The sequence below is a fragment of the uncultured Paraglaciecola sp. genome, assembly GCF_963977085.1.
Lineage (GTDB): Bacteria > Pseudomonadota > Gammaproteobacteria > Enterobacterales > Alteromonadaceae > Paraglaciecola.
In genome coordinates, this window is record NZ_CAXBNC010000006.1 from 242343 (window position 1) to 269199 (window position 26857).

General features: G+C 40.5%; 24 protein-coding genes. 20 read left to right on the forward strand and 4 right to left on the reverse strand.

Annotated features, from left to right (window positions below; all coding sequences use genetic code 11):
- Positions 1 to 14: 14 nt before the first annotated feature.
- Positions 15 to 806, reverse strand: coding sequence for a type I methionyl aminopeptidase (gene map, locus AAC000_RS09815; RefSeq protein WP_339722249.1), 792 nt, complete (start codon positions 804 to 806; stop codon positions 15 to 17).
- A gap of 272 nt (positions 807 to 1078) precedes the next feature.
- On the opposite strand from map, the gene AAC000_RS09820 reads away from it, so the two are divergent.
- Both AAC000_RS09820 and AAC000_RS09825 read left to right on the forward strand, forming a co-directional pair.
- Positions 1079 to 1510 (forward strand): hemerythrin domain-containing protein, encoded by a 432-nt coding sequence (locus AAC000_RS09820; RefSeq protein WP_339722251.1) that lies wholly within the window; start codon positions 1079 to 1081, stop codon positions 1508 to 1510.
- Between the two features lie 179 nt (positions 1511 to 1689).
- Complete coding sequence (locus AAC000_RS09825) at positions 1690 to 2232, forward strand: redoxin domain-containing protein (protein WP_339722252.1); 543 nt, start codon at positions 1690 to 1692, stop codon at positions 2230 to 2232.
- A 29-nt stretch (positions 2233 to 2261) separates the two neighbouring features.
- Here the strand turns inward: AAC000_RS09825 and AAC000_RS09830 are convergent, their stop codons facing one another.
- Positions 2262 to 3452 (reverse strand): MFS transporter, encoded by a 1191-nt coding sequence (locus tag AAC000_RS09830; RefSeq protein ID WP_339722254.1) that lies wholly within the window; start codon positions 3450 to 3452, stop codon positions 2262 to 2264.
- Between the two features lie 258 nt (positions 3453 to 3710).
- Here AAC000_RS09830 and rpsB point away from each other — a divergent pair, with 258 nt between their 5' ends.
- From rpsB to tilS, 18 genes are all read left to right on the forward strand, one after another.
- Complete coding sequence (gene rpsB, locus AAC000_RS09835) at positions 3711 to 4442, forward strand: 30S ribosomal protein S2 (RefSeq protein ID WP_339722256.1); 732 nt, start codon at positions 3711 to 3713, stop codon at positions 4440 to 4442.
- 139 nt (positions 4443 to 4581) lie between these two features.
- Positions 4582 to 5454, forward strand: a complete 873-nt coding sequence (gene tsf / locus AAC000_RS09840) for a translation elongation factor Ts (RefSeq protein WP_339722258.1) — start codon at positions 4582 to 4584, stop codon at positions 5452 to 5454.
- A 175-nt stretch (positions 5455 to 5629) separates the two neighbouring features.
- The gene (gene pyrH, locus AAC000_RS09845) at positions 5630 to 6370 is read left to right on the forward strand and encodes a UMP kinase (protein ID WP_339722260.1); all 741 of its coding nucleotides are present in this window, start codon (positions 5630 to 5632) and stop codon (positions 6368 to 6370) included.
- A gap of 16 nt (positions 6371 to 6386) precedes the next feature.
- On the forward strand, positions 6387 to 6944 hold the full coding sequence (frr, locus tag AAC000_RS09850; RefSeq protein WP_339722261.1) for a ribosome recycling factor: 558 nt from the start codon (positions 6387 to 6389) through the stop codon (positions 6942 to 6944).
- 18 nt (positions 6945 to 6962) lie between these two features.
- Positions 6963 to 7703, forward strand: coding sequence for a polyprenyl diphosphate synthase (gene uppS, locus AAC000_RS09855; protein ID WP_339722263.1), 741 nt, complete (start codon positions 6963 to 6965; stop codon positions 7701 to 7703).
- Positions 7704 to 7743: 40 nt separating this feature from the next.
- Positions 7744 to 8607, forward strand: a complete 864-nt coding sequence (locus AAC000_RS09860) for a phosphatidate cytidylyltransferase (RefSeq protein ID WP_339722265.1) — start codon at positions 7744 to 7746, stop codon at positions 8605 to 8607.
- The gene (gene ispC / locus AAC000_RS09865; RefSeq protein WP_339722267.1) at positions 8607 to 9827 is read left to right on the forward strand and encodes a 1-deoxy-D-xylulose-5-phosphate reductoisomerase; all 1221 of its coding nucleotides are present in this window, start codon (positions 8607 to 8609) and stop codon (positions 9825 to 9827) included. Before AAC000_RS09860 ends, ispC begins: the two co-directional genes overlap by 1 nt.
- Complete coding sequence (rseP, locus tag AAC000_RS09870; protein ID WP_339722324.1) at positions 9821 to 11173, forward strand: sigma E protease regulator RseP; 1353 nt, start codon at positions 9821 to 9823, stop codon at positions 11171 to 11173. Before ispC ends, rseP begins: the two co-directional genes overlap by 7 nt.
- Before the next feature lie 64 nt (positions 11174 to 11237).
- A complete protein-coding gene (gene bamA / locus AAC000_RS09875) occupies positions 11238 to 13715 on the forward strand; it encodes an outer membrane protein assembly factor BamA (RefSeq protein WP_339722269.1) in 2478 nt (825 codons plus the stop codon).
- Between the two features lie 50 nt (positions 13716 to 13765).
- Entirely contained in the window at positions 13766 to 14281 is a 516-nt protein-coding gene (locus tag AAC000_RS09880) for an OmpH family outer membrane protein (protein ID WP_339722271.1), read from the forward strand.
- A gap of 29 nt (positions 14282 to 14310) precedes the next feature.
- The gene (lpxD, locus tag AAC000_RS09885) at positions 14311 to 15345 is read left to right on the forward strand and encodes a UDP-3-O-(3-hydroxymyristoyl)glucosamine N-acyltransferase (RefSeq protein WP_339722272.1); all 1035 of its coding nucleotides are present in this window, start codon (positions 14311 to 14313) and stop codon (positions 15343 to 15345) included.
- A gap of 39 nt (positions 15346 to 15384) precedes the next feature.
- On the forward strand, positions 15385 to 15831 hold the full coding sequence (gene fabZ, locus AAC000_RS09890) for a 3-hydroxyacyl-ACP dehydratase FabZ (RefSeq protein ID WP_339722274.1): 447 nt from the start codon (positions 15385 to 15387) through the stop codon (positions 15829 to 15831).
- 3 nt (positions 15832 to 15834) lie between these two features.
- Positions 15835 to 16602 (forward strand): acyl-ACP--UDP-N-acetylglucosamine O-acyltransferase, encoded by a 768-nt coding sequence (lpxA, locus tag AAC000_RS09895; protein WP_339722276.1) that lies wholly within the window; start codon positions 15835 to 15837, stop codon positions 16600 to 16602.
- A 3-nt stretch (positions 16603 to 16605) separates the two neighbouring features.
- Entirely contained in the window at positions 16606 to 17766 is a 1161-nt protein-coding gene (gene lpxB / locus AAC000_RS09900; RefSeq protein WP_339722278.1) for a lipid-A-disaccharide synthase, read from the forward strand.
- 14 nt (positions 17767 to 17780) lie between these two features.
- Positions 17781 to 18374 (forward strand): ribonuclease HII, encoded by a 594-nt coding sequence (gene rnhB / locus AAC000_RS09905; protein ID WP_339722326.1) that lies wholly within the window; start codon positions 17781 to 17783, stop codon positions 18372 to 18374.
- Entirely contained in the window at positions 18375 to 21860 is a 3486-nt protein-coding gene (gene dnaE / locus AAC000_RS09910; protein ID WP_339722280.1) for a DNA polymerase III subunit alpha, read from the forward strand.
- 56 nt (positions 21861 to 21916) lie between these two features.
- Entirely contained in the window at positions 21917 to 22873 is a 957-nt protein-coding gene (gene accA, locus AAC000_RS09915) for an acetyl-CoA carboxylase carboxyl transferase subunit alpha (protein ID WP_339722282.1), read from the forward strand.
- 82 nt (positions 22874 to 22955) lie between these two features.
- The gene (tilS, locus tag AAC000_RS09920) at positions 22956 to 24332 is read left to right on the forward strand and encodes a tRNA lysidine(34) synthetase TilS (RefSeq protein WP_339722284.1); all 1377 of its coding nucleotides are present in this window, start codon (positions 22956 to 22958) and stop codon (positions 24330 to 24332) included.
- 43 nt (positions 24333 to 24375) lie between these two features.
- Here the strand turns inward: tilS and AAC000_RS09925 are convergent, their stop codons facing one another.
- Positions 24376 to 26022, reverse strand: coding sequence for a response regulator (locus tag AAC000_RS09925; RefSeq protein ID WP_339722286.1), 1647 nt, complete (start codon positions 26020 to 26022; stop codon positions 24376 to 24378).
- Between the two features lie 140 nt (positions 26023 to 26162).
- Entirely contained in the window at positions 26163 to 26693 is a 531-nt protein-coding gene (locus tag AAC000_RS09930; protein WP_339722288.1) for a DUF6265 family protein, read from the reverse strand.
- Positions 26694 to 26857: the final 164 nt, after the last annotated feature.

Here is a 26857-nt window from a genome sequence, read left to right on the forward strand (position 1 = left end):
ATAAAGCACTGAAATTAATGGTTAATGATACGGTCTATTTCTTCGTCGTCTCTTAAGGTTAATATTTCTACACCCGTAGCAGTGACCAATAAAGTATGTTCCCACTGCGCACTTAAACTGCGGTCTTTGGTAACCACAGTCCACTTATCGGGTAACACTTTTGAATAACGTTTACCGGCATTAATCATAGGCTCAATAGTAAAACACATGCCTTCTTCCAGAGTTTCGCCTGTATTGGGTTTACCATAATGCACAACTTGTGGTTCTTCATGAAAGTTAGCTCCTATACCGTGCCCACAATATTCACGGACAATTGAATAATTGTGACTTTCAGCATATTGCTGGATAACATGGCCGATGTCGCCTAAACGAACACCAGGCTTAACCATTTTTATGCCTTTATACAAAGACTCTTGGGTTACTCTTATCAGGCGTTCTGTCAGAATTGACGGTTTGCCTACTACAAACATTTTTGAAGTATCACCGTGATAGCCATCTTTAATGACAGTGACATCAATATTTACTGAGTCTCCCTCTTTAAGTTGTTTGTCTGAGGGAATTCCGTGACAAATAACATGATTGACTGAAGTACAAATAGATTTAGGGAAAGGTGGACTGCCATAATTAAGGGGAGCAGGGATGCATTTTTGAACATCAACTATATAGTCGTGACAAATCTGATTGAGCTCATTGGTGGTAACGCCTTTTGTGACATGTTCACCGATCATTTGTAGTACATCAGCGGCAAGGCGCCCAGCGACGCGCATTTTTTCAATTTCATCTGCAGTTTTAATTGTGGCGGGCAAGGTTATTTCCTAAATTTCAGTAAATTTATAAATTCCACTCATTGTATCTTTTCGGGGCGATTCTCGCTAGAGCTGAATAAATATCCGCTTGGGTTTAAATAGAAGTCGCCTGTAGATCTTACTCTAAGGCGTGTATTTATTTCTTGATCTTTATATAAATGAAGATTGTTGATTATATAAAAATTGAAAAATAGCTATAAAAAACAATTAGTTGTCTCGTTGGCATGATGTTAGCTTTTATTAATGCTGTAATTTAACGAAATGGAGTATTTATGAAAATCTTTCAAGCTTTACGAAAAGACCATGAAAAACAGAGATTACTAATGAAAATTTTAGTTGAAACCTCAGGTGATACCCACAAGCGCAGGGAATATTTTTCTGAGTTAAAAGCGCAGCTTAGCCAACATGCAGCAGCTGAAGAAAGACATTTTTATTCGCCACTAATGGAGTCTGATAAAACCATTGAAGATTCAAGGCATGGAATTGCTGAACATCACGAAATTGATGAACTGGTTGAAAAATTAGATGACACAGATATGAGCTCGTCGGGATGGTTACGACATATGAAATCCTTGCAGGAGCTAGTTTTACATCATTTAGATGAAGAAGAGTCAGAGTTTTTCCTACACGCAGACCGCGTGTTGAGTCACCAACAAAAAGACCAGTTAGCTAGCGAGTATAAAAAAGAGATGCAACAAGCGTAGCTTGTGTTTTTACTAAAGCGGTTAATTGAACTAGGTAGCAGGGGTCTCTCACTGCAATTGGAGGCGAACCACAACTCAACTAGTGTGCGAAGGAATTGCAGTTGAAAGACCTGTAACTGTTCGTAACAAAGCATCAAGTAGATTATCCCTCAAAAAATTAAATACAAGGAGAAACTAATATGCAAAATACAAAATTAAAGGCAGGTGAAAGCTTCCCCCAAATTGACGTTAAAACACCAGACGGGCGAGTAGTGTCTTTAGTTGAAATAAAACCGCAAGTGGCCACAGGTCGATGGACATTGGTTGTGGTATACCGAGGACAACATTGCCCAATTTGTTTGAAATATCTTAATGAGTTAGCCATGCTTACTGGTCGATTTGAAGCGCTCAATATCGATATTGTTGCTGTTTCTGCAGATAACAAACAACAGCTAGACCAATTTAAAGTGAATGGTTTAAATGTCGGTTTTCCGGTCTTACTCGAGTTGCAAGTTGAAGATATGAAGAAACTTGGGTTGTATATATCTGAACCTACCAGTGATTCAGAAACGGATCACTTGTTTACTGAACCTGGATTATTTTTGGTTAACCCAAAAGGTGAAACGGCTATGTTGGAAATTGCTAATGCACCCTTTATACGTCCCAATATCGACCAATTTGTTACTGGGCTAGAGTATGCTTTGGAAAATAGCTATCCCATCCGTGGTACCTATAATTATTGAACTTCAGCGGTGAGGCTTTAGTCTCGCCGCTATTTTTCGGCCCGCATAGTCAATGAATGAAATAGGCCTACTAGCAGCGCCCCGGTCATAATTAAAATAACATAGTCACTTATCCACGTTTGTAATAGTGCGTAAAATCCTCCTAGTGTCAATAATACATAACCTACCACTGTATTTGCTGATGCCACGTAATTGGTTCGTGTATGCCCTTGGGCAATGTCTAACATATAGGTTTTTCGACCCGTTCTTATGCCTGCGTAGCCAAGACTCAAAATAAAAAATAAAGCTATATTTAACCACCATTCATCCGTTTCAGTGAAAATATAAAAACTGACAGATGCCAAAATACAAATCAAAGTCGCAAAAAATATGGTTTTCACAGCATTCTTATCTGCCAACTTGCCCCAAAAATAAGAACTTAAAAACGACGCTAAGGCACTGGCGATGATAAAATAGGGCAATTGAAAATTGTCATTATTGGTGGCTGCGGTACTCACGAAAAACGGCGCAATTAGTGCCCCATGTAATAATAAACAACGACTAATTATTAGCTTTCTTAAGTCTGTTTGGTGGTAAAGGGTTTTCCATAACCCATCTTGGCCATTTAGAGTGTCGTCATCGTCGGCGAATTTTGCGGTTAGATTGCGAGACAGCAGTAAACTTATTAGCATTATGGTTATTGCAAGACTAATTAGAAACACAATGATGGTGGAGCTTTGTTCATCAGGAGCCATGATCATTAATACAGCGGTTAATAATGATAAAAGTCCGGAAATTGATGATGCAATCCCTACTAACTTGCCTCTTTGGCCTTTTTTTATGTTTAATCCCTGGATATCTTTCATGCTTAAAGAGGTTAAGGAACGACCTAAACTTACGACTAATAAAGCACTGAGTATTAATATTCCAGCAATGAGGTTTTGGGTAAATATCGCTGCGAACAAAATACCGCCAATGGCAGCAGCCTGAATAACAATGCCCAATCTCCATAGGAGTATTCGGTTGTGCACATTTTGGGTTTTTTGCTTAATGGGCCATTGGGGTAACAACGAACCTGACTCACGAATGGGAACTAATAATGAGATAATCCAAATAGGCGCCCCTAAGCTTGTAAGTAACCAAGGTAAAGTAGTTTTAGCAGAAATAAGTAAGTCGGCGAGTTTTGTGAAAGTCGCGATGGCAATAAGTTGATAGAAAGTTTTGTTTTGCTTATCGTTCAAAATGACGCCCAATTTGTTGATTTTTGCCTAAAAGTACCAGCCTCCACTTGAACAGAGACTAGCCTCATGCTATAAAGCGCACCGCTGAAATTAATGAGGATTAATACCTTATTAATTTATTGCGACGTAGCTAACTAGATTAGCGTAAATATCACACATACATCGACACATTTTTCGGGGTGTCTACGCAGAGTTTCTGTTAGTGGATCGAAAACTGGGATGTATGGAGGCCTAACCCCATATTGAGGAATCTTTATAATGGCAAATGTATCTATGCGCGACATGCTTCAGGCAGGCGTACACTTTGGACACCAAACTCGTTACTGGAACCCTAAAATGAAACCTTTCATTTTCGGAGCCCGTAATAAAGTTCATATCATCAATCTTGAAAAAACTGTTCCTATGTTCAACGAAGCACTTAACTTTGTTGGCGGCGTTGCTGCTAAGAAAGGTAAAATCCTTTTTGTTGGCACTAAGCGTGCAGCAAGTGATGCAGTGAAAGAAGCCGCAGACAAATGTGACCAATTCTATGTTAACAAACGCTGGTTAGGCGGTATGTTAACAAACTGGAAAACAGTTCGTCAGTCAATTAAACGTTTAAAAGAACTTGAGCAACAAAGCCAAGACGGTACGTTCGAAAAATTGACCAAAAAAGAAGTGTTAATGCTGACTCGTGAAATGACTAAGCTAGAAACTAGCCTTGGTGGTATTAAAAACATGGGTGGTTTACCAGACGTGTTGTTTGTTGTTGATGCTGACCACGAACATATTGCTATCACTGAAGCCGGCAACTTAGGTATTCCAGTTGTTTCAATTGTTGATACTAACTCAAACCCAGATGGTGTTGATTATATCGTACCTGGTAACGACGATGCGATTCGTGCTGTTCAACTTTATTTGAACTCAGCTGCGGACGCTGTTATCGAAGGTCGTGATCAAAACCTTGAAGCGCAAGCTGAAAAAGGTGAGTTCGTAGAAGCTGCTGAGTAATTAGCTAGCGTTAAACGACACTTTAGATAACGAAGTTTTAGTTATCTAACACGAATAAATTTAACAGGGGCCGTCGCCCCTGTTTTTAAATGTATAATTTCAAATAATTTGATCAAATTATTTTGACGAGGAAACGAAAATGGCAGTGACAGCAGCCCTAGTTAAAGAATTGCGTGAGCGTACAGCCGCCGGTATGCTTGATTGTAAAAAAGCCTTGGTAGAAACCGATGGTGATATTGAGCTAGCAATTGAAAATATGCGTAAAAATGGTCAAGCGAAAGCCGCTAAAAAGGCTGGTCGTATTGCCGCTGAAGGTGTGATTTTGACTAAAGTTGCTAACGGTGTTGCAACTATGATGGAAGTGAACAGCGAAACTGACTTTGTTGCTCGCGACGATGGTTTTATCAAGTTTGGTCAACAGTTAATTGAAGTCGCTTCTGCGAATAAAATTAATGACATGGACACACTTAATAATACTGAAGTTGACGGTGTTAAAATCAGTGACCTTCGTGACACTTTAGTTGCCAAAATTGGTGAAAACATCAGTCCTCGTCGTGTTATCTCTGTTGAAGGTGACAATCTTGGTGCCTATGTGCACAGTGCACGTATCGGCGTTATCGCAATCTTACAAGGTGGTGATGAAGAATTGGCGAAAGACATCGCTATGCATATTGCTGCTTCAAGCCCACAGTTTGTGAGACCTGAAGATGTGCCAGCTGAAGTTGTTGCTAAAGAAAAAGAAATTCAGCTTGATATTGCAATTCAATCTGGCAAACCAGCTGAAATTGCTGAAAAAATGGTTGCTGGTCGAATGAAGAAATTCACTGGCGAAGTCAGCTTGACTGGTCAGCCTTTTATCAAAGATCCTTCAATGTTAGTTGCTGACTTACTTAAATCAAAAGGTGCCGATGTGATTAACTTCGTACGTTTTGAAGTAGGTGAAGGTATCGAGAAAAAAGAAGAAGACTTTGCTGCTGAAGTTGCTGCACAAATGGCAGCTGTTAAAAAATAAAAATGCCTTTTAAAGTTGTTTGGGTATAATACTGGCACCTCGAATTGAGGTGCTTTTTTTTATATGCCTCTGTTGTTTTGAATCTATGGGTTTGAGACAACATAGACATATATAAAATAGGCTTACAGGCCTTTTATCATCGCCGCCTTTTATCATCTTAAGGAACTATCAATCTATGAGTATCGCACCTAAGTCCGCTTATCGAAGAATATTGTTAAAACTAAGTGGTGAAGCATTAATGGGAGACGAAGGTTTTGGCATTGACCCCAAAGTGTTAGAACGTATGGCTCAAGAAATTAAAGAAATAGTTGAGTTGGGTGTTGAGGTCGGGTTGGTTATTGGTGGTGGTAACCTTTTTCGTGGTGAAGGTTTAGCCAAAGCTGGCATGAACCGTGTGGTTGGAGATCATATGGGCATGTTGGCCACTGTTATGAATGGACTGGCTATGCGCGACGCGTTGCACCGTGCTTTTGTTAATGCCCGTCTAATGTCTGCTATTCCTCTAAATGGTGTCTGTGACGCTTACAACTGGGCTGAGGCCATCAGTTTACTTAAATCTGGTCGAGTGGTGATTTTTTCTGCCGGTACAGGTAATCCGTTTTTTACCACTGACTCCGCTGCATGTTTGCGCGGTATTGAAATCGAGGCGGATGCAGTACTAAAAGGCACTAAAGTAGACGGTGTTTACGATGATGATCCAGCGACAAACCCAGAAGCCAAATTATTCAAAACCTTGTCGTATAATGAAGTCTTAGAAAAAGAATTAAAAGTGATGGATTTAGCCGCTTTTACCCTTGCACGTGATCATAATGTACCCATTCGTGTTTTTAACATGAATACCCCAGGTTGTATGAAAGCGGTTGTGATGGGTGAAGAGGTCGGTACCTTAATCTGCCATACTGAAGACATAAAGTAATAATAGGAAAACTACTGTGATTGACGAAATTAATGATGACGCGCGTCAGCGTATGGAAAAAAGTATCAGTGTATTAAAGGGCCAACTTTCCAAGATCCGAACTGGTCGTGCCCATCCTAGCCTACTAGATAGCATTATGGTGCCCTATTATGGTTCAGATACGCCACTTAAACAGTTAGCTAATATTATCGCGGAAGATTCTCGCACCTTGGCATTGACTGTGTTTGATAAAAGCTCTGCAAAAGCAGTTGAAAAAGCCATAATGCAGTCGGACCTAGGGCTAAATCCTATGAGTGCCGGTAATGTTATGCGTATTCCTATGCCTGCTTTGACTGAAGATCGTCGTAAAGACCTCATTCGTGTTGTTCGTGCTGAAGCTGAACAAGGTAAAGTGGCAATTCGTAATATTCGTAGAGACGCAAATAGCGATATTAAAGAATTATTGAAAGAAAAAGAAATTAGTGAAGACGATAGCCGTCGTGGTGAAGACGATGTGCAGAAGTTGACTGATGCTTTTGTTAAAGAAGTAGACGAAATTTTAGTAGCGAAAGAAAAAGACTTAATGGAAGTGTGATTGAGTTATATCTGATAAATGAATGCTTCTGAACAATTAGCCGAAAAGATCATGCCTCAACATGTTGCTATCATTATGGATGGCAACGGACGCTGGGCTAAGAAAAAAGGCAAAATTCGTACTTTCGGTCATAAATCTGCAGTGAAAGCTGTAAGAGCCTCAGTATCCTATGCATTAAAAAATGGGGTAAAAGTGCTTACGCTCTTTGCTTTTAGCAGTGAAAATTGGAACCGTCCAGCTGACGAAGTTGGGGTGCTAATGGAACTCTTTAACATGGTGCTTGGCAGTGAAGTGAAAAAATTACACAAAAATAACGTCAGGCTCAAAATCATAGGCGATACCAGTCGATTTGATAGTAAATTAGTGGATAAAATCCACCTAGCTGAGACGTTAACTGAAACTAACGACAGTTTAGTTTTGAATATTGCAGCTAATTATGGCGGTCGCTGGGATATAGTGAATGCGGCTAAAGAACTCCTTGTAAAAGTGCAAGCTGGGGAACTGGTTGTAGCAGATATAAACGAAGAATCATTTACCCAGCATACCTGTACAGCATGTTTACCTCCAGTAGATTTAATGATCCGCACAGGGGGGGAACAAAGAATTAGTAATTTTTTGTTGTGGCAAATGGCCTATGCAGAATTGTATTTCTCTGAAATTTTTTGGCCTGATTTCGATGAAGCTACCTTCCAATTAGCGGTAGACGCTTTTTCTGATCGGCAGCGACGTTTCGGTAAAACTTCAGAGCAGGTAAGTTAATGTTAAACCTAGTCAAAAATAATAAATATAAGGTGCTAGTGTGTTAAAACAGCGAATTATCACGGCGCTTATTCTTGCTCCTTTGGCATTGTTTGCCATTTTATACTTACCACTATTTAGTTTTGAAATAATGATCGCCTTAGTGATGGGTTTAGGAGCTTGGGAATGGTCAAGTATGTCTGGAATGACACGCACTTTTACTAAAAGCGCCTATGCTGCATTGGTCGTTGTAATTTGCCTGATATTGTCATTTATTTTGCCAACGGATTTGATTTGGTATCAAGGCCAGTTGAACAGCTTATATACTTATATTCTCTCTGTCGCCGCCATCTGGTGGGTCGTATCTCTGGCGATGATTATTGCCTATCCAAGTTACACGTCAGTGTGGTACACCAGTAAAGTACTGCGTGGCATATTTGGATTTTTAACCCTTATTCCCACTTGGGTTGCTGTTGTTTCACTTCGCACAAGTTTATACGATATAGATCCATACTACGGTGCTTCCCTTATTTTTTATGTGCTGGGCATTGTATGGGCTGCTGACATAGGTGCGTTTTTTGTTGGAGTGAAATTTGGAAAGCACAAGTTACGTCCCGAAGTCTCGCCGGGTAAAACCTTAGAGGGATTGATGGGGGGCGTTTTTGCTTCTTCAGCGATTATTGCCTTTGCCGCCTTGCATTATCAGGTAGATCCATCCCGTATCTGGTTACACATCTTAGTGGGTGCATTGACTGTGGGCGTGTCTGCTTTAGGAGATTTAAACGAAAGTATGTTTAAGCGCTGTGCGGGAATAAAAGATAGCGGAACCTTATTACCTGGGCATGGCGGGATTATGGATAGAATTGACAGCTTAACAGCTGCCTTCCCTGTGTTTGCGTTTTGTTATGTCATGTGGATGGCCTAATGCAACAAAAAGCGCAGAAAATAAGCATTTTGGGTGCGACAGGCTCTATTGGTAAAAGTACGATAGACGTAATAAGTCGACACCCAGATCTATTTAGTGTTTTTGCGTTAACGGCAAACAACAATATTGAATTGTTGTTACAGCAAGCTCATTTATGTTCCCCTGAGTATGTGGTGATTGCCAATCCTAAACAATTTCAACAAGCTAAAAAGTTATTCTCAGAGCAACAACTAAAATGCGAAGTCTTAGCCGGTCATGAGGCTTTGGTGCAAGTTGCCTGTGCCCCAGATGTCGATGTAGTGATGGCTGCAATAGTGGGTGCCGCAGGTTTATTACCTACCTTAGCCGCTGTAAAAGCCGGTAAAAAGGTCCTTTTAGCGAATAAAGAATCCTTAGTTATGTCTGGGGATCTATTTATTCAAGCCGCTAACGAGTATAACGCCCAATTATTGCCAATAGACAGTGAACACAATGCTATTTTTCAATGTTTACCCGCCGATTTTAAATACGGAGATTTATGTTCTTCAGGCATCAGTAAAATTCTTTTGACAGGTTCTGGGGGCCCATTTTTAAACACGCCTATCGATGATCTGCATCAAGTCACGCCAGACCAAGCTTGTGCGCACCCAAACTGGGATATGGGCCGAAAGATATCAGTTGATTCGGCCACTATGATGAATAAAGGATTAGAATTTATTGAAGCGAGGTGGTTGTTTGGACTAGAAGCAACTGATATTGAAGTTGTGTTACACCCACAGAGTATTATTCATTCTATGGTGCAATATCTGGATGGGTCAGTCATAGCGCAAATGGGTAATCCTGACATGCGTACCCCTATCGCTCATGCATTAGCCTACCCAGAAAGAATCGAATCTGGCGTACCCCCTTTAGATTTTAAACAATTAGCTGATTTTAGTTTTACTGAGCCTGAAATCGCTCGATACCCCAATCTAGAACTAGCCATGCAAGCAAGTAACGCAGGTCAATATGCTACCACTACTCTTAATGCAGCCAATGAAGTGGCAGTGGCTGCGTTTTTACAAGGCCAAATTGGTTTTATGCAAATTGCTCAAGTGAATAATGAATGTTTACAACAAACATCAACTCACAACTTAGAGTCTATTGAAGCGGTACTTGAAAGTGATAAAACAGCCCGTAGACTCAGCGCAAGTATCATTGACAATCTGAGTCGAACAGAGCTACAGAAGGTTGGATCGTGAGTTTTCTTATTAGTGTTGTTTCTTTTATTGTTGCCTTAGGTATTTTAGTTGCAGTACATGAATGGGGGCATTTTTGGGTTGCTCGCAGATGTGGGGTCAAAGTCGAACGTTTTTCTATTGGTTTCGGCAAGGCGTTATGGCGCAGAACCGATAAGCTTGGCACCGAATATGTCATAGCGGCTATTCCACTGGGTGGCTATGTTAAAATGCTCGATGAGCGAGTGGACCAAGTATCTGAACAAGATTTACCCTATGCGTTTAATCGACAACATGTGTTAAAACGTATTGCCATTATTGCAGCAGGTCCAGGAGTGAATTTTCTTTTCGCTATATTTGCGTTATTTCTCATGTATACAATCGGTCTACAAACTATTAAGCCAGTAGTGGGAAGTATTCAACCCGACAGTATTCTTAGCCAAAGTCAGATCCCAAATAACGCTATTTTGACTCAAGTTGGCGATCGAGAAGTAGTTGATTGGGAAGATGTAGCCTACGAGTTTATGTCGTTTATTGGCCATGATGAAATGCTCATTAAATGGACAGACGAAAAAAGTACATTTGAAAGAACAGCCACAATTAATATAAAACAATGGAAATTTGATCCAGATAAAACTTCAGTTTTTGCCAGTTTAGGATTGACTCCCTATCGACCGAAAGTGCTGACTGTCTTGGGATCCGTGGAAGATGGTTCCGCAGCTCAACAAATTGGTTTTCAGACAAATGACAAAATTGTCAGTTTAGATGGAACTAGTATGCAAAATTGGGAACAAATAGTGGGTTATGTTTCTACAAGACCCAATCAACCCGTTGAAGTGGAAGTGCTTAGAAATGGGCAAATCGTCAACTTAAATGGAACGATTGGTAGTAAAACTGTAGAACAAAATACCAAGGGATATATGGGGTTTACTCCAACTCTCGAACCGTGGCCAGAGGGTGTAGTATTTGTGCATCAATATGGTTTAGGAAAAGCCTTTTCCAAGGCAATGGACAAAACATGGCGCTTAATGACACTGAGTATTGAGATGCTTGGTAAGCTGATAACAGGTGATGTATCAGTGAAAAATTTAAGTGGCCCTATTGCTATTGCTCAAGGTGCAGGCATGAGCGCAAGCTTAGGTTTAGTGTACTTTTTAGGCTTTTTAGCGCTAATTAGCGTTAATTTGGGCATAATTAACCTTTTACCTCTGCCAGTACTTGATGGTGGGCACTTACTCTATTATTTTATAGAGCTTGTAAGTGGGCGGCCTGTACCAGAATCAGTGCAAGAAGTAGGATTTAAAATTGGTGGCGTTTTGCTACTGCTATTAATGAGCATCGCGATAGTAAATGATATTGCGCGTTTATAATTTTTATCAGTCGATGTGACTATGCACACCACATTTTTTGTGCGTTTAGGAAGAATATTAATAAATGAAGTTTAAACAGTTAGTTGTTGCCGGATTATTGTTATCCATTGCTAGCTTAGCAAAAGCAGCCCCAAGTAGTGATTTTGTCGTTCAAGATATCAAAGTTGAAGGTTTGCAGCGCGTTGCCTTAGGCGCGGCTTTGACTTATTTGCCTGTTACAGTCGGCGATGAGATGAATAGTTTTCGGATTTCCCAATTAATTCGGTCAATGTATTCCTCTACCCATTTTGAAAACATTAAAATCTTTCGTGATGGTAATACATTATTGGTTCGAGTGACTGAGAGACCCACTATCAGTAATATTGTATTTGAAGATAATGACGATATTAAAGATGAGCAATTACAAGAAAGTCTCAATGACGCCAACATTGTAGTAGGTGAACCGTTAGACAAAACTGTTTTGACCTCTATTGAAAATGGTTTAAAAGACTTCTTTTACAGCATAGGTAAATATAATGCCGATGTGACTGCGATTATTACCCCTCTACCAAGAAATAGGGTCGACCTTAAATTATTATTTGAAGAAGGTGATTCAGCAAAAATTCAACAGATCAATATTGTAGGAAATGAGACCTTCAGTGATTTTGAGTTACTAGAGCAAGTTGAATTGAAATTTGACACGCCTTGGTGGGACTTTTTATCTGAAACCCGTTACCAGAAACAGACTTTGACCGGTGATATGGAAACTATTACCAGTTATTATAAAGACCGCGGCTATTTGCGTTTTAATATCGACTCTACTCAAGTGTCAATGACACCTGATAAAACTGGTATCTATGTGACATTAAACGTCGCTGAAGGCGAGCAATATACTATTTCTGAGGTTGAATTAATTGGAGACCTACTGGGCTACGAAGATTACATTAAACTGGTACTGCCATTAACCAAAGGCGAGTTGTATAACCAAGCTGAAGTGACTTACACCGAAGAATTTATCAGTAAATATTTGGGCCGCTATGGTTATGCTTATCCTACAGTGACTACTATTCCAGATATTAATGAAGAAGACAAAACAGTGAAGTTAGTTTTGTCTGTTGATCCTGGTAAAAGAATTTATGTACGTAGAATTAATTTTGCAGGCAATGTGAGTACGGCTGATGAAGTGTTGCGACAATCTGTTTCTCAAATGGAAGGTTCATGGTTGTCTAATGCTACGTTAGAACAATCAAAAAATAGTCTATCTCGTTTAACTTATATGGAAAATGTCGACTTTGAAACGGTACGTTTACCTGGCGAAGAAGATAAAGTTGATGTGAATTTTACGGTTAAAGAGCAACCTTCAGGTGCGTTTAACGCGGGTATTGGTTATGGCGATCGTACCAAGCTAAGTTTGCAGGCGGGCATTCAGCAAGATAACTTCTTAGGTACTGGGAAACGTATTGCGTTTAACGTGAGCACAGTGTCTTATCAGAAAAGTGTGCAGTTATCTTACACCGACCCATATTTCACTGTTGATGGCATTAGTTTAGGTGGTTCAGTCTCTTACAGTGAGTTTGACGGTAGCTCAGCTAACCTAATTCAATACAATAGTAAGCAGTTTTCTGTTGGCAGCAATATTGGTTACCCGATAGATCAATTTAATCGTATTAACTTTGGTTTAACCTACAGCACAGTAGAACTATTCCAGAATCAACCTTACGTACAAACAACTCGTTTTAATAATCAGTTTGTTGATGAAAGTAATCCTGATGCTGCGATTAAATACGATAGCTTCTTGGCGTCTGTTGCGTGGTCACGCACCACACTTAACCGAGGAGTATTCCCAACTGCTGGTTCTTCACAGCGTGCCTCATTCGGTATCACTACGCCTAATTCAGATGTAAACTATTTTAAGACAGAGCTCGACGGTAAATGGTATTTCCCTTTGTCACGTAATCAACGTTGGTCGTTTTTAGCAAGATTAAAAATGGGATACGGGAATGGTTATGGAGAGGTAGGCGGTATCGATCAAATATTACCTTTCACCCAGCATTTTACAGCGGGTGGTACTGATTCTTTAAGAGGTTTCGAAAACAATACCGTTGGCCCTCGTGGATTAAGGGTGACACCGTCTCAGGTCGTCACCGATCCTAATGGCAATATCATTCTAGGTGATGAGTCCAACAATACTTTCTCCGTTTCTAGCCGCTCATTAGGTGGTAATGCTATGGTGCTAGGTGGCGTTGAACTCATAGTGCCTACACCTTTTGTAGAGGTGGATTTTGATAACTCTGTACGTACCAGTTTATTTGTTGATGTGGGTAATGTCTGGGATACTGAGTTTGATAATGACCGTTATAAACTCTTAGATAATAACTATTCACTTAGTAATGATGAATTAATTGATTACAGTGATCCATCACTCTATAGAGCATCGGGTGGAGTTTCTGTACAATGGCTGTCACCAATGGGGCCTATGGTGTTTAGTTTCTCTAAAGTAATACAAGAAAGAGAAGGTGATGATTCTAAATTCTTCACTTTTAACATTGGGCAAACATTTTAATTTTGGCTGGTAGAATCCAGTCTTAGAACAATAAGAAGTAGGAGTTCCTTTTGAAAAAGTTTACTAAAAGTTTGATTGCAGGTGCATTGTTGACTTCAGCTATGGCGAGTTCTGCGGTATTTGCTGAACAAAAAATTGGTGTTGTGAATGTACAGGGTATATTTCAATCTATGCCTCAAGCTGCCTCTATCCAAGACGCCATCGCTGCACAATTTAAAGACAAAACCGAAGAAGTGAGTCGTTTAGAAAAAGATATTAAATATTATCTTGAAAAAAATCAGCGTGATGCGGCCACTATGAGCGCCAAAGAAAAAACTGAACTTGAAGGGAAAATTATCGCTTTACGTGAAGAATACACCGCCAAAGCGCAGCCTTTACAGCAAGAAATTCAAAATCGTTTAAAAGAAGAACAAAACAAATTGTTAGGTTTGATTAAGCAAGGTATCGATAGTGTCGCGGCAAAAGAAAAGTATGACATTATTTTGAATGCTAATTCTGTGGCATTTATTAACCCTGACTTAGACGTGTCTAAATTGGTTCTTGAGCAAGTTGCTAAAATTAACTAAATCACCTTAGTTATTGCATGGGAGGTGTTTTGAGTCACACAATCAGCCTTATTCAATTGGCACAAAGCATAGGTGCACAGCTGCACCTAGCTGGTACCGATACTCAAGATACCCTCGTAAGTGGATTGTCTACGTTAGTCAAAGCTGGCAATGGCCAAGTTGCATTTTTGTCTAATAAAAAGTATCGCAGCCAACTTCAAAGTACGCTGGCACAAGCCGTTATTTTACATCCTGACGAATTACCTCATTGCAATCGTTCAGCCCTAGTTATGAGTAACCCTTATGTAGGTTTTGCGAAAGCAGCACAATTGCTCGACACTACGCCACAACCTGCTCATGAGATATCAGCTCATGCCGTTATTGGCGAAAATGTTAAATTGGGTAAAGACGTTAAAATTGGTGCTAATGCTGTAATTGAGGCAGGCGTTATACTAGGTGACAATGTTATAATTGGCCCTGGATGTTTTATTGGTAAATGCGCACAATTGGGCGCGAATACTAAATTATGGTCCAATGTCAGTATTTATCATGACGTGATTATAGGTACTGATTGTTTAGTACAAGCTAATTCCGTTATAGGTAGTGATGGTTTTGGTTACGCTAATGAAAATGGTCGCTGGATTAAAATCCCCCAACTTGGCAGTGTAGTCATTGGCAATAGAGTCGAAATTGGTGCCAGTACTACAATTGATCGTGGCGCCCTAGACAATACCATTTTGGCTGATGGGGTGATCATTGACAACCAATGCCAGATTGCTCATAACGTTGAAATTGGTGAAAATACTGCAATGGCGGCGTGTTCGGTGATTGCAGGAAGTACAGTGATTGGTAAAAACTGTAGCATGGCTGGTTTAGTGGGTATTAATGGCCACATTTCAGTTTGTGACAACGTGGTTTTTACTGGCATGAGTATGGTCACTAAGAGTATTACTGAACCGGGTGTGTATTCATCTGGTATACCTGCAGAAGCCAACAGAGATTGGCGCAAAAACATGGTAGCATTGAGAAATATTACTAGCCTTAATCAGCGCGTAAAAACATTGGAAAAAAATCAGCAACAGTAGTGAATTGGCTACTGACTGGTTAGTTTAGGAGAACACCCTTTGGCTAATAAAGAAAACACTCTTGAAATAGAAGATATCATGGATTTGCTTCCCCATCGTTATCCATTCTTGTTGGTAGATAGAGTGACAGATTACACACTAAATGAGTCTATATCTGCTTATAAAAATATCACATTTAACGAACCTTGTTTTACAGGTCATTTTCCTGGTAAACCCATTTTTCCTGGCGTAATGATACTTGAAGCATTAGCCCAAGTTGCTGGTGTGTTAGGGTTTAAAACCGCAGGTAATTCAGATGATTTATATCTTTATGCCGGTGTAGATAAAGCGCGCTTTAAAATGCCTGTAGTGCCAGGTGATCGCATGGATATGGACGTCAGATTAATTAAAGAGCGTCGCGGAATTTGGAAGTTTCATGGTGTGGCAAGTGTGGATGGAAAAGAAGTCTGTGAAGCAGAGTTTATGTGTGCAATGAGGAAAATGTAACTGGTGATCCATTCAACTGCCATTATTCATCCATCGGCTAAACTGGGACAAAACGTCTCGGTTGGCGCTTTTTCTCTTATTGGTGCTGATGTCACTATTGGTGATAACACTGTGATTGAATCCCATGTAGTTGTAAAAGGTAGAACTAGCATGGGCAAAGGTAATCATATTTATCAGTTTGCCTCTGTTGGAGAAGATTGTCAGGATAAGAAATATGCTGGGGAGCCCACTGAGTTAATTATTGGTGACAACAATATCATCCGGGAATCTGTGACTATTCATCGTGGTACTGTCCAAGATCAAGGGCTTACCAAAATTGGCTCTAATAACTTGTTGATGTGTTATGTGCACGTTGCCCATGATTGTGTGATTGGTGACAATAGTATTTTGGCCACCAGTGCCATACTTGCTGGGCATGTACATATTGGTGATTGGGTAATAATGGGTGGTGCAACTGCCTCACATCAGTTTTGTCGTATTGGTAGCCATAGTTTTATTGGTGGTGGGGCGATAATTTTAGCTGACGTACCACCTTATGTGATGTTAGGAAATGACAGCACACCTCGTGGTATTAATGCGGAAGGTTTAAAACGCCGTGGCTTCGACAGTGATACTATATTACAAATTAAGCGGGCCTATAAAGTATTGTACCGTCAAGGACATAGGGCAGAAGAAGCGGTGAATCTGCTTTTAGCTATGCCTGGCAACTTGCCCGAAATACAACTCTTGGCAGATTTTGTTGGTCACTCTTCTCGCGGTATTGCCCGCTAAATCATGAGCGACAAAATGTTAAGGATTGGCATTGTGGCCGGAGAGTCCTCTGGCGATATTCTTGCGGCTGGTCTTATCAAACAACTCAAAAAACTTTATCCGAATGCTACTTTTGAAGGGATAGCTGGCCCCAAAATGCAGGCTCAAGGCTGTCAAAGTTTATTTGATATGGAAGAATTGTCAGTAATGGGGTTGGTGGAAGTATTATCACGCCTTCGAAGATTGATGTTTGTACGTAAGACTATGGTCAATCATTTTTTGGCTAATCCCCCTGATGTGTTTATTGGTGTTGATGCACCTGATTTTAATTTAGGACTAGCATTAAGACTTAAAGAACAAGGTATTAAAACGGTGCAATATGTCAGCCCAACAGTGTGGGCATGGCGAGAAAAACGTATTTTTAAGATAGCCAAAGCCACTAACCTTGTATTAAGTATTTTTCCCTTTGAAAAGCAAGTGTATGACAAACATAAGATTCCCTGCGAATTTGTTGGCCACACCATGGCTGATGACATTGCAATCAAACCTGACAAACAACAAGCCCGTAATGCATTAAAGATTAAAGAAAATGAAGTTGTATTAGCAATGTTACCTGGTAGCAGGAAACGTGAAGTTGAAACATTACTCGATGTGTTTATACAGTCTTGTTTATTACTAAAGTCAGACCTTAAAAAATTTAAAGTGTTAATTCCTGTCGTGAACCGGCAACGAAAAGCACAAGTTGACGAATATATCCAAACACACCAGCCAGATTTATGTATTCAGGTAGTGATAGGTCATGCCAGACAAGTGATGATAGCCTCTGATGCGGTATTATTGGCTTCTGGCACCGCAACCTTAGAAGCTATGTTATGCAAGAAAAATATGGTCGTCGCCTATAAACTGAGTGGTTTAACTTATCAAATGATGAAGTGGTTATATAAAGCCAAATATTTTGCTTTGCCCAATGTGTTGGCGGACGAAAAATTAATTCCTGAGTTGCTGCAAGACGATGTGACGCCACAGTCAATAAGTCAGTTATTACTTCCCATGTTGACTATTCAAAATGATGAAGCGCAACAAACACTTATAAGCAAGTTTGAAACTCTTCATGCCTCACTTAAGAGAGATGCTGATGTACAATCTGCGGCAGCTGTCGCTAACTTAATTGAGCAACAACCATGAGCCAATTAGCAGCCATTAATCAGTTTATTGCTGGTGTGGATGAAGTAGGGCGAGGTCCTTTAGTAGGGGATGTAGTAACGGCAGCTGTTATCTTAGATCCTCGACATAAAATTAATGGCCTAGCTGATTCGAAAAAACTATCTGAAAAGAAGCGTGATAGTTTGGCGGCCGAAATTAAACATTATGCATTGGCTTGGTCAATTGGCCGCGCCAGCCCACAAGAAATTGACGAACTCAATATTTTACATGCCACCATGCTAGCGATGACTAGAGCAGTACAAGGGTTGTCAATTCAGCCGACTCATGTGATGGTTGATGGTAATCGTTGCCCAAAATGGGATTATTCGAGTGAAGCGGTGGTAAAGGGCGACGGCTTAATTGCCGAAATCTCGGCCGCCTCTATTATCGCAAAAGTTACACGAGACCAAGAAATGTTAATCTTGGATCAACAATATCCAGAGTATGGCTTTGCTAAACATAAAGGTTACCCTACGGCATTTCATCTAGCTAAGCTCGCTGAGCTTGGACCACTTCCTCAATATCGAATGAGTTTTAAGCCAGTGCAGCAGTCTCTTGCTTTGCATGATGGCCAATTTGCAGGCTCTTAAATGACAGAACAAGTAGAACAAGCCGCTGTTAATTTTGTACATTTGCGGGTACACAGTGATTATTCCATGTTGGATGGGCTAAATAAGGTTAAACCGCTTATCTCCCATGTTAAAAAACTGGGTATGCCTGCAGTGGCCATTACTGATCAAATGAATATGTGTGGCTTAGTTAAATTTTATCGCCAAGCTCACGAAAACGGCATTAAACCTATTATAGGTACAGATTTTTGGGTTCAAAGCGACGAATTGGAAGGGGCGTTGTTCCGTCTTACCTTGTTAGCTATGGACAATCAAGGTTACAAAAATATCACCCTGTTGATTTCCAAAGCCTATTTGCGGGGTAGTATAAATGACAGAGCAGTTATAGACAAAGCGTGGTTAGTGGAACATAACCAAGGAGTGATTGTATTGTCTGGGGGTAAGTCTGGTGACTTGGGCATGCTACTGACTAAAGGCAATATGGAGATTGCAGACACTGTCACCCAATTTTATCAACAGCACTTCGAAAATCGTTTTTACTTGGAATTGACCCGCACAGGAAGAGCTGGGGAAGAAGATTATATTCATCGCGCGGTAGACTGGGCACAACAATTCGACCTGCCAGTAGTTGCCACAAATGAAGTGTGTTTTGTAGACAAACAATACTTTGACGCCCATGAGATTCGTGTGGCTATCCATGATGGTTATACATTAAACGATCCCCGCAGGCCTAAAGAATACTCCGAGCAGCAATATTTACGTACAGCTGAAGAAATGCTGGAGATATTCTCAGATATACCTGAAGCCATACAGAATACAGTAGAAATCGCTAAACGCTGTAATGTCACAGTGCAACTAGGTACTTACTTCCTACCTGATTTCCCCACTGAAGGTCTGGATATCAAAGACTTTTTGGTTAAGGTATCTGAGGAAGGTCTAGAAAGACGTTTGGCATTTTTGTTTCCAGACGAACAAGTTCGTCTGGAAAAACGCCCTGAATATGATGAACGCCTAGCCATTGAGCTTAAGGTTATTAACCAAATGGGGTTCCCTGGTTATTTCTTGATCGTAATGGAATTTATTCAGTGGAGTAAGGACAATAATATTCCTGTTGGTCCAGGGCGTGGGTCAGGTGCAGGATCACTTGTGGCTTATGCGCTGGATATCACTGACCTTGATCCTCTTGAATATGACTTGTTATTCGAACGATTCTTGAATCCCGAACGGGTATCCATGCCAGATTTTGATGTGGATTTTTGTATGGATAGGCGTGATGAGGTAATTGATCATGTAGCCGAAATGTACGGTCGCGATGCAGTTTCACAAATTATAACTTTCGGTACTATGGCGGCAAAAGCCGTTGTACGAGATGTGGGCCGAGTGTTAGGCCACCCTTATGGATTTGTAGATAGGATCTCCAAACTTATTCCACCCACCCCTGGTATGACCCTTGAAAAAGCCTTTGTTGAAGAAACTCGCTTACCCGAGTTATATAACCAAGACGAAGACGTCAAAGAGCTTATCGACATGTGTCGTATTTTGGAAGGTTGTACCCGTAATGCGGGTAAACATGCAGGTGGTGTGGTTATAGCCCCTACACTTATCACTGATTTTGCGCCGCTCTATTGTGATGATGAAGGTAAAAACCCGGTTACCCAGTTCGATAAAAATGATGTTGAAACCGCTGGTTTAGTCAAGTTCGACTTCTTGGGGTTACGCACACTGACTATAATTCAGTGGGCGATTGATATGGTTAAATCGGGTAAAGGCATTGATATCAATATCGCGGCTATTCCACTGGTTGATCCAAAATGTTTTAGGGTACTGCAAAATGCAGAGACCACTGCGGTATTTCAGCTTGAATCACGTGGTATGAAAGAGTTGATAAAACGCCTTAAACCAGACTGTTTTGAAGATATTATTGCATTAGTGGCACTGTTCAGACCCGGGCCTCTGCAATCAGGAATGGTAGATAACTTTATAGACCGTAAACATGGCCGTGAAGAAGTGTCTTTCCCTGATGCTCAATATCAACATGAATGTTTGAGAGAAATTCTACAACCTACTTATGGCATTATTCTTTACCAAGAACAGGTCATGCAGATTGCTCAGGTTATGTCGGGTTATAGCCTTGGTGGTGCGGATTTATTACGTCGTGCTATGGGTAAGAAAAATCTCGAAGAAATGGAAAAACAGCGGGAATCATTTGAATCAGGCGCAAAAGAAAATGGAATCGATCCTACTCTTGCAATCAAAATATTCGATCTTGTAGAAAAATTTGCGGGTTATGGTTTTAACAAATCACACTCTGCTGCCTACGCTTTGGTGTCTTATCAAACCTTATGGCTGAAAACCCATTATCCGGCAGAGTTTATGGCCGCTGTTATGTCAGCGGATATGGATAACTCAGACAAAATTGTGACTTTGGTTGATGAATGTAACCGCATGGGATTAACCATCTTGCCTCCTGATGTGAATGCCGGTAGTCATAAGTTTACCGTCGATGAACAAGGTCGTATTGTCTATGGTATAGGTGCAGTCAAAGGAGTCGGCGAGGGCCCAATTGAAGCGATTATTGAAGCCCGAGAAGAGTCAGGAAAATTCAGTGACTTATTCGATTTTTGCGCCAAAGTAGACTTAAAACGTATTAATAAGCGTATATTAGAAAAATTAGTCTTGGCAGGCGCATTGGATAACTTGGGCCCCCATCGCGCCTCATTAATGCATTCATTGCCGAATGCTTTAGCCGCTGCTGGTCAACATGCTAAAGATAAGACGTCGGGACAATCAGACATGTTTGGATTATTGACCACAGAGCCAGAAGAAGTGCAACAAGCCTTTGCTGATGTAAAACCTTGGCCCGAGAAAACCTGGTTAGATGGCGAGAAAACCACTTTAGGGTTGTATCTTACTGGGCATCCGATTAATCAGTATCTCAGTGAAATCAAACATTACGCACCTTGCCGCTTAGTCGATCTTAAGCCTACTAATAGAGACCAAACCGCTTTTGCAGTGGGTTTAGTGTTAGGTGTCAGAGTGATGACCAACAAACGTGGCCGTCGTTGGGCGCTGGTGACATTAGATGATAAAAGTGCCAGAGTAGATGTAAGGTTTTTTCCTGATATGTTGGAGCAGTTCGAAGAATTGTTGCAAGAAGACAAAATATTAGTGATTAGTGGACAGGTCAGCTTTGATGAATTCTCTGGTGGCAATACAATGTCAGCCCGTGATGCCATGGACTTAGTACAAGCTCGTGAGAAAAATGCCAAGGGGCTGCAAGTGCATTTAGAATCAAGCTGGTGTAATCCCTCAACTGTGGCTAAACTGCAATCAATTTTACTGCCATATCAAGGTGGAAGTTGCCCGGTTCAGGTGCATTATGTGCATCCAGACGCAAAAGTTGATTTAACCTTGGGCGCACAGTGGTATGTTACACCCCAAGATGAGTTACTATATGACTTACAACAGCTGTTAGGGAAACCTCAGGTTGACTTGGAATTCCACTAACTCGTTTAAACAAGCGAAGTGCTGAAAAGCTGTAAACAATTATTATTAGGTGTTCAATGAGTGTAAATTTTTTAGAATTCGAAAAACCTATCGCTGAATTAGAAGCGAAGATTGAAGAGTTAAGGCTAGTCAATCAAGGGGGAGAATTTGATGTCAATATCGAAGAAGAGATCACCAAACTGCGAGAAAAAAGTGCAGAATTAAGTCGCAAAATATTTGCAGACTTAGGCGCTTGGCAGGTTTGTCAAATAGCCCGTCATCCAATGCGGCCCTATACCTATGATTACATAGAGCATATCTGTACCGAATTTGATGAGCTTGCGGGTGATCGTGCTTTTGCAGATGATAAGGCCATAGTGGGTGGTTTAGCTAAAATTGATGGACAGCCAGTGATGGTGATTGGTCATCAAAAAGGCCGTGATACCAAAGAAAAAATTAAGCGTAATTTTGGCATGCCAAAACCTGAAGGTTATCGTAAAGCCTTACGTTTAATGGAAATGGCTGAACGTTTTAATCTTCCTATTATTACCTTTATTGATACCCCTGGCGCGTATCCGGGAGTAGGCGCCGAAGAACGTGGGCAAAGTGAAGCTATCGCTCGCAATCTTAAAGTGATGTCAGGCTTAAAAGTCCCTATTATATGTACTGTCATTGGTGAAGGTGGTTCAGGTGGTGCGCTCGCCATAGGTGTAGGTGACAGAGTTAACATGTTGCAGTACAGCACCTACTCAGTTATTTCACCCGAAGGTTGTGCCTCTATTTTGTGGAAAAGTGCTGAAAAAGCGCCACTCGCTGCGGAAGCTATGGGCGTAAGTGCAGGAAAAATTAGAGAGTTAGGCTTGATCAACCAAATTGTGACTGAACCCTTAGGTGGCGCCCATAGAGATTATGACAGTATGGCAGCTAATTTAAAGGCAACGTTAAAACAACAGCTTGCGCAACTTAGTAGTTTATCTACAGAAGAATTGTTAGCGCAACGTTATGAACGATTGATGTCTTTTGGTTATTGTTAAATAATCAGCATTATTTAGATTGAAGTTAATTTTATAGAGCCATCTTTTAAGATGGCTTTTTTATTGGAAAACATGATTAAAAATGTCGCTACTCAATACACTCAAAGAACAATTATCTGATGAGCCGCTTTTGTCAGCCTCACATATAGTTGTTGCCTACAGTGGTGGCGTAGACTCCCATGTTTTGTTACACGCTTTGCATAATATTAGGCAGACACAACACTTTAATTTCCAGCTCAGTGCTATTCACATTCACCATGGTTTAAGCTCCAATGCGGACCAGTGGCAAAGCCACTGTCAGCAAGTATGTGCCCAGCTCAATATTGGTTATCAAACGGCAAATGTAGCAGTAGTAGCCTTACCCAGACAAAGTCTTGAAGCACTAGCCAGAGAAGCGCGTTACAACACCTTAGTTGAATTGGCGCCAGCGAATAGTCAGATACTGCTAGGACAGCACCAAGACGACCAACTAGAAACCTTTTTATTGCAATTAAAGCGCGGTGCAGGACCAAAAGGATTGTCTGCCATGAATCGCGCTTGGGAGTCTGAAAGCCCCTTACAATCCGACAAAAAAGTGGGTTTTTATCGACCGTTACTCGATGTTTCGCAACAAACTATTTTAAATTATGCGCAGCAACATAAATTGCAATGGTGTGAAGACGAGTCTAATCAAAATACTGATTTTGAACGTAATTTCTTGCGTCATGATGTGTTACCTGTTTTGCATAGTCGTTGGCCTGAGCTAGCACGCTCAGTAGCACGAAGTGCTGCGTTATGCCAAGAGCAACAAAGCCTATTAGATGAAATTTGTGCTGAAAAACTCCAAAAGATAAAAGCCTCAGCTAACAGCCTTGCTCTTTCTGAACTTACAAAATTAACTCAGCCATGGGTACATCAGTTGGTGCGTTACTGGCTGTCTGAATTAGGTATCCAGAGTCCATCTATGGCGGTATTAAATCAACTTATGCCAGAGGTCCTTGATGCTGCCGAGGATGCTACACCTATTTTGCAGTGGCAAGGTTGGCAATTTAGGCGATTTGATAATCAGTTATTCGTAATTAAAGCAGAGCCAGCTAAAGTCACCTTCAATAAAGAGTGGCAACAACAAAAGAGTATCCAATTACCTAATAATCAAGGTGAGCTGATTTTTTCGCCAATTGTTAAGAGGCAAGGTGAAACTCAATCGGGGTTAATAGTGGATCCAAGTTTGGGGCCTATAATAATCCGCACGGGTGGCTTTTCTGTTAGGTTTAAGCCTGTAGGTAGCCAATATTCAAAACCTATTAAACAATGGTTCAAGCAGTGGAAGGTGGCACCCTGGTTACGAGAATCAGCACTATTGGTTATTCAGAATGAACAAGTGTTAGGACTGCTAATTGAAGGTGTTTGGCATCTTGGACAATCAATTAAGAGTAACGGCGCAGACACTCGACTGTGGCTTGCCACATTGGAAAATTAAAATCACTCTTTTATACCCAGTTAGGTCAGTTCTAGAGGAATAATTATTCCTGAAGAGTGCTCGCCATCTCTATACGTTCATTGTATTCATTGAACTTAGATTGTTGATCTATTGACAATGCTGCTCCTTCCAACGTCTCTAAACATTCGGCTACACTCTGGGTTTCTTGGTCAGAAAGGCCTCCTTCCTCCGCTAAAATTGCGAGTACTTTTAGCAGGCTAATAGTGATATTGACATTGTAGGGTGATAATTGTGTTGCTTGTACTAGCAGATTGTAAGCTGGTCTATAACGTTTGTTTTTATAGTGCGTAGAGGCCATTTCACCCAATTCTTTTGGGCTGTAACGAATGTCTTTACGCTCTCTAGACTCCTGCTCTAGATATTCCGCCAATACCTTGCCAGTGAATGAGTCAAGCTCTACATCATCTTTCATTTTCTCAAGCAAGGCCATAGATTGCTCCCACATACCTACCTCATGAAACGCTTTGACTTTATCTAAATTGTCTTCGAAATTTCTAAGGGCATTATCTAAGGAGTGCGATAACATCATTTGCTCTGCCTGCTTTTTATTTTTACGTAAACTAAGAAGCCTCACTTCAACAATGGTTATTTGTTCGCACAGATCTGTAGCAGCACCAAAGTCTTGCTTTAAACGAGTTAATGCTTTTTCTGTGTTGACTAATAACTTATTAGATTCGCTCTCAGATAAGGTCGCTGCGAGGTCTAAACCAGAACGAATAACGTTTAGTTGCAAAGCGGGGGAGTCATGAATAGAATTTTTGGCGTATTTTGCCATATTTCTAATGGCGAGGTATTGCCCCATTCTGTCATGGTTTAGACGGGCCAAATTCCAAGACTTTCTATTACGCTCGATACTACGAGGAGCTAATTTGGTTGCTTCTTGAATAATTTCATAACCAAGTTGGTAATCTTCCTTATCTATATGAAATTCAGCCAGTAAGTCATAAGTTGCAAATTTGGTATCGTCCCGTTCGAGTAATGCTGCGGTTAATTCCGTTGCTTCATCTATTTTGTTTTGTTTAAGTAAGGTTGACGCCAATCCCACTTGTACCCACGCATAATTGTATTTTTTGACTAGTTTTTCGTAGTGTGCTTGTGCTGCTTGATATTCTTTTAGATTAAATAAGCTTTTCCCAATAAGTCGATTAATATGGGGGTAATACAAGGCTAATGCTGCATCTTGTAATTGGCGTTCAGCGAAATAAATGGCGGTGGGGAATTCACCTTGATCAAAACAATAGCGTAACGCATAGAGTTTCTTTTCGATGGTGATAATTTGATTTATACGGTTGACGACTTTTAAGCGATCTATGGGTTTAACCCAGAAGTCAGTGGGTTCCATTTCCACCACACAATTGACTAAACCTTGGGAGGTGTCAGCGCTTAGAAACACTACGCAGGTCGTTTTAGTGATATACCCTTTAAACTTCATTTCTTCTAATAGATTAAAGCCATCCTTGTCACTACTGACATCAAAGGCAATCAAAATCATGTCGAAACAGGTATCTTGGCACAACCTCAATGCCGAGTAGGCATTGTGGGCACTATGTACGTTTTCAATACCTACATCGAGCAGGGCTCCCCTTATTACTGTATGTACTAAGGCTTGGCCATCTATTATCAGTACTTCCATTTCAGTTTTAGGCTTCTGAACCGGTATATTAATCAAGTCCGCAATCCTTTGTTCTTTGTTAAATAAATCAGCACTTTATAAACATTAGCTAAGTTATTATTGTCAGGACTGATTGTCTAGTAAATAAACACCAAAATATGCGCTATTTTATTTTAGAATTATGACCTTGTTGAGGTTTACTGTTGGTGTCGCTTAAACACAAACTTTGTTTCCTGCTTCTCACCGTTATTATCTATTTCCACATAGACATGCATCTCATTTTGATTGATTAATTTATAGGTGTATCCTTCAAAGTAGGCTGCAGAGTCAGCTAACCTAACCAACTTGAAGTCCATACTCTGATCTTTTTCTTCCCAACCCTTGAGGTCTTTACCAAAGTGTTTAAGTTGTAACCGCAAACTACCTTTATATTCTGAAATGGTCATCAGTTCATAAAATTTCACTTGGTTGCGTTCAGTGAACTTGAAGGAGGCCATCATTGAACCTGCCATGGGGAGAGACCATATCTCCTCGAATTGACCTCCCCAAATTTCACCTTGCCAGTAGCCTGACATCCAATTGAGATCTTCTATCGAAGCGCTTGGGGAGGATACATCTTTAGCGAGGTATTCAGTTTGCGAGCTAGGAGCAGCATCTTGTGCGAAGGCTGGGTGTATGGATGTAATCAACGTTAATAAACATAAGTAACGAAAAAATAAGTCAAACATAATCAATCTCATAAATTTTGAATGGTAAGTATATGACGAATTGATGAAATGGATTACGACAATATGACTAAAATAAGTTGAGGATCATAATGAAAGAAGGTCGCCTATGGTATTGATATAAAAAAACGCCCGATGCAGTACACCGAGCGTTTTACAATAAATAA

Excerpts from the sequence above, each read along its gene's own strand:
- AAC000_RS09820 (WP_339722251.1), top strand. The coding sequence starts at position 1,079 with ATGAAAATCTTTCAAGCTTTACGAAAAGACCATGAAAAACAGAGATTA.
- AAC000_RS09825 (WP_339722252.1), top strand. The coding sequence starts at position 1,690 with ATGCAAAATACAAAATTAAAGGCAGGTGAAAGCTTCCCCCAAATTGAC.
- rpsB (WP_339722256.1), top strand. The coding sequence starts at position 3,711 with ATGGCAAATGTATCTATGCGCGACATGCTTCAGGCAGGCGTACACTTT.
- tsf (WP_339722258.1), top strand. The coding sequence starts at position 4,582 with ATGGCAGTGACAGCAGCCCTAGTTAAAGAATTGCGTGAGCGTACAGCC.
- pyrH (WP_339722260.1), top strand. The coding sequence starts at position 5,630 with ATGAGTATCGCACCTAAGTCCGCTTATCGAAGAATATTGTTAAAACTA.
- uppS (WP_339722263.1), top strand. The coding sequence starts at position 6,963 with ATGAATGCTTCTGAACAATTAGCCGAAAAGATCATGCCTCAACATGTT.
- ispC (WP_339722267.1), top strand. The coding sequence starts at position 8,607 with ATGCAACAAAAAGCGCAGAAAATAAGCATTTTGGGTGCGACAGGCTCT.
- bamA (WP_339722269.1), top strand. The coding sequence starts at position 11,238 with ATGAAGTTTAAACAGTTAGTTGTTGCCGGATTATTGTTATCCATTGCT.
- lpxB (WP_339722278.1), top strand. The coding sequence starts at position 16,606 with ATGAGCGACAAAATGTTAAGGATTGGCATTGTGGCCGGAGAGTCCTCT.
- dnaE (WP_339722280.1), top strand. The coding sequence starts at position 18,375 with ATGACAGAACAAGTAGAACAAGCCGCTGTTAATTTTGTACATTTGCGG.
- accA (WP_339722282.1), top strand. The coding sequence starts at position 21,917 with ATGAGTGTAAATTTTTTAGAATTCGAAAAACCTATCGCTGAATTAGAA.
- tilS (WP_339722284.1), top strand. The coding sequence starts at position 22,956 with ATGTCGCTACTCAATACACTCAAAGAACAATTATCTGATGAGCCGCTT.
- AAC000_RS09930 (WP_339722288.1), bottom strand. The coding sequence starts at position 26,693 with ATGTTTGACTTATTTTTTCGTTACTTATGTTTATTAACGTTGATTACA.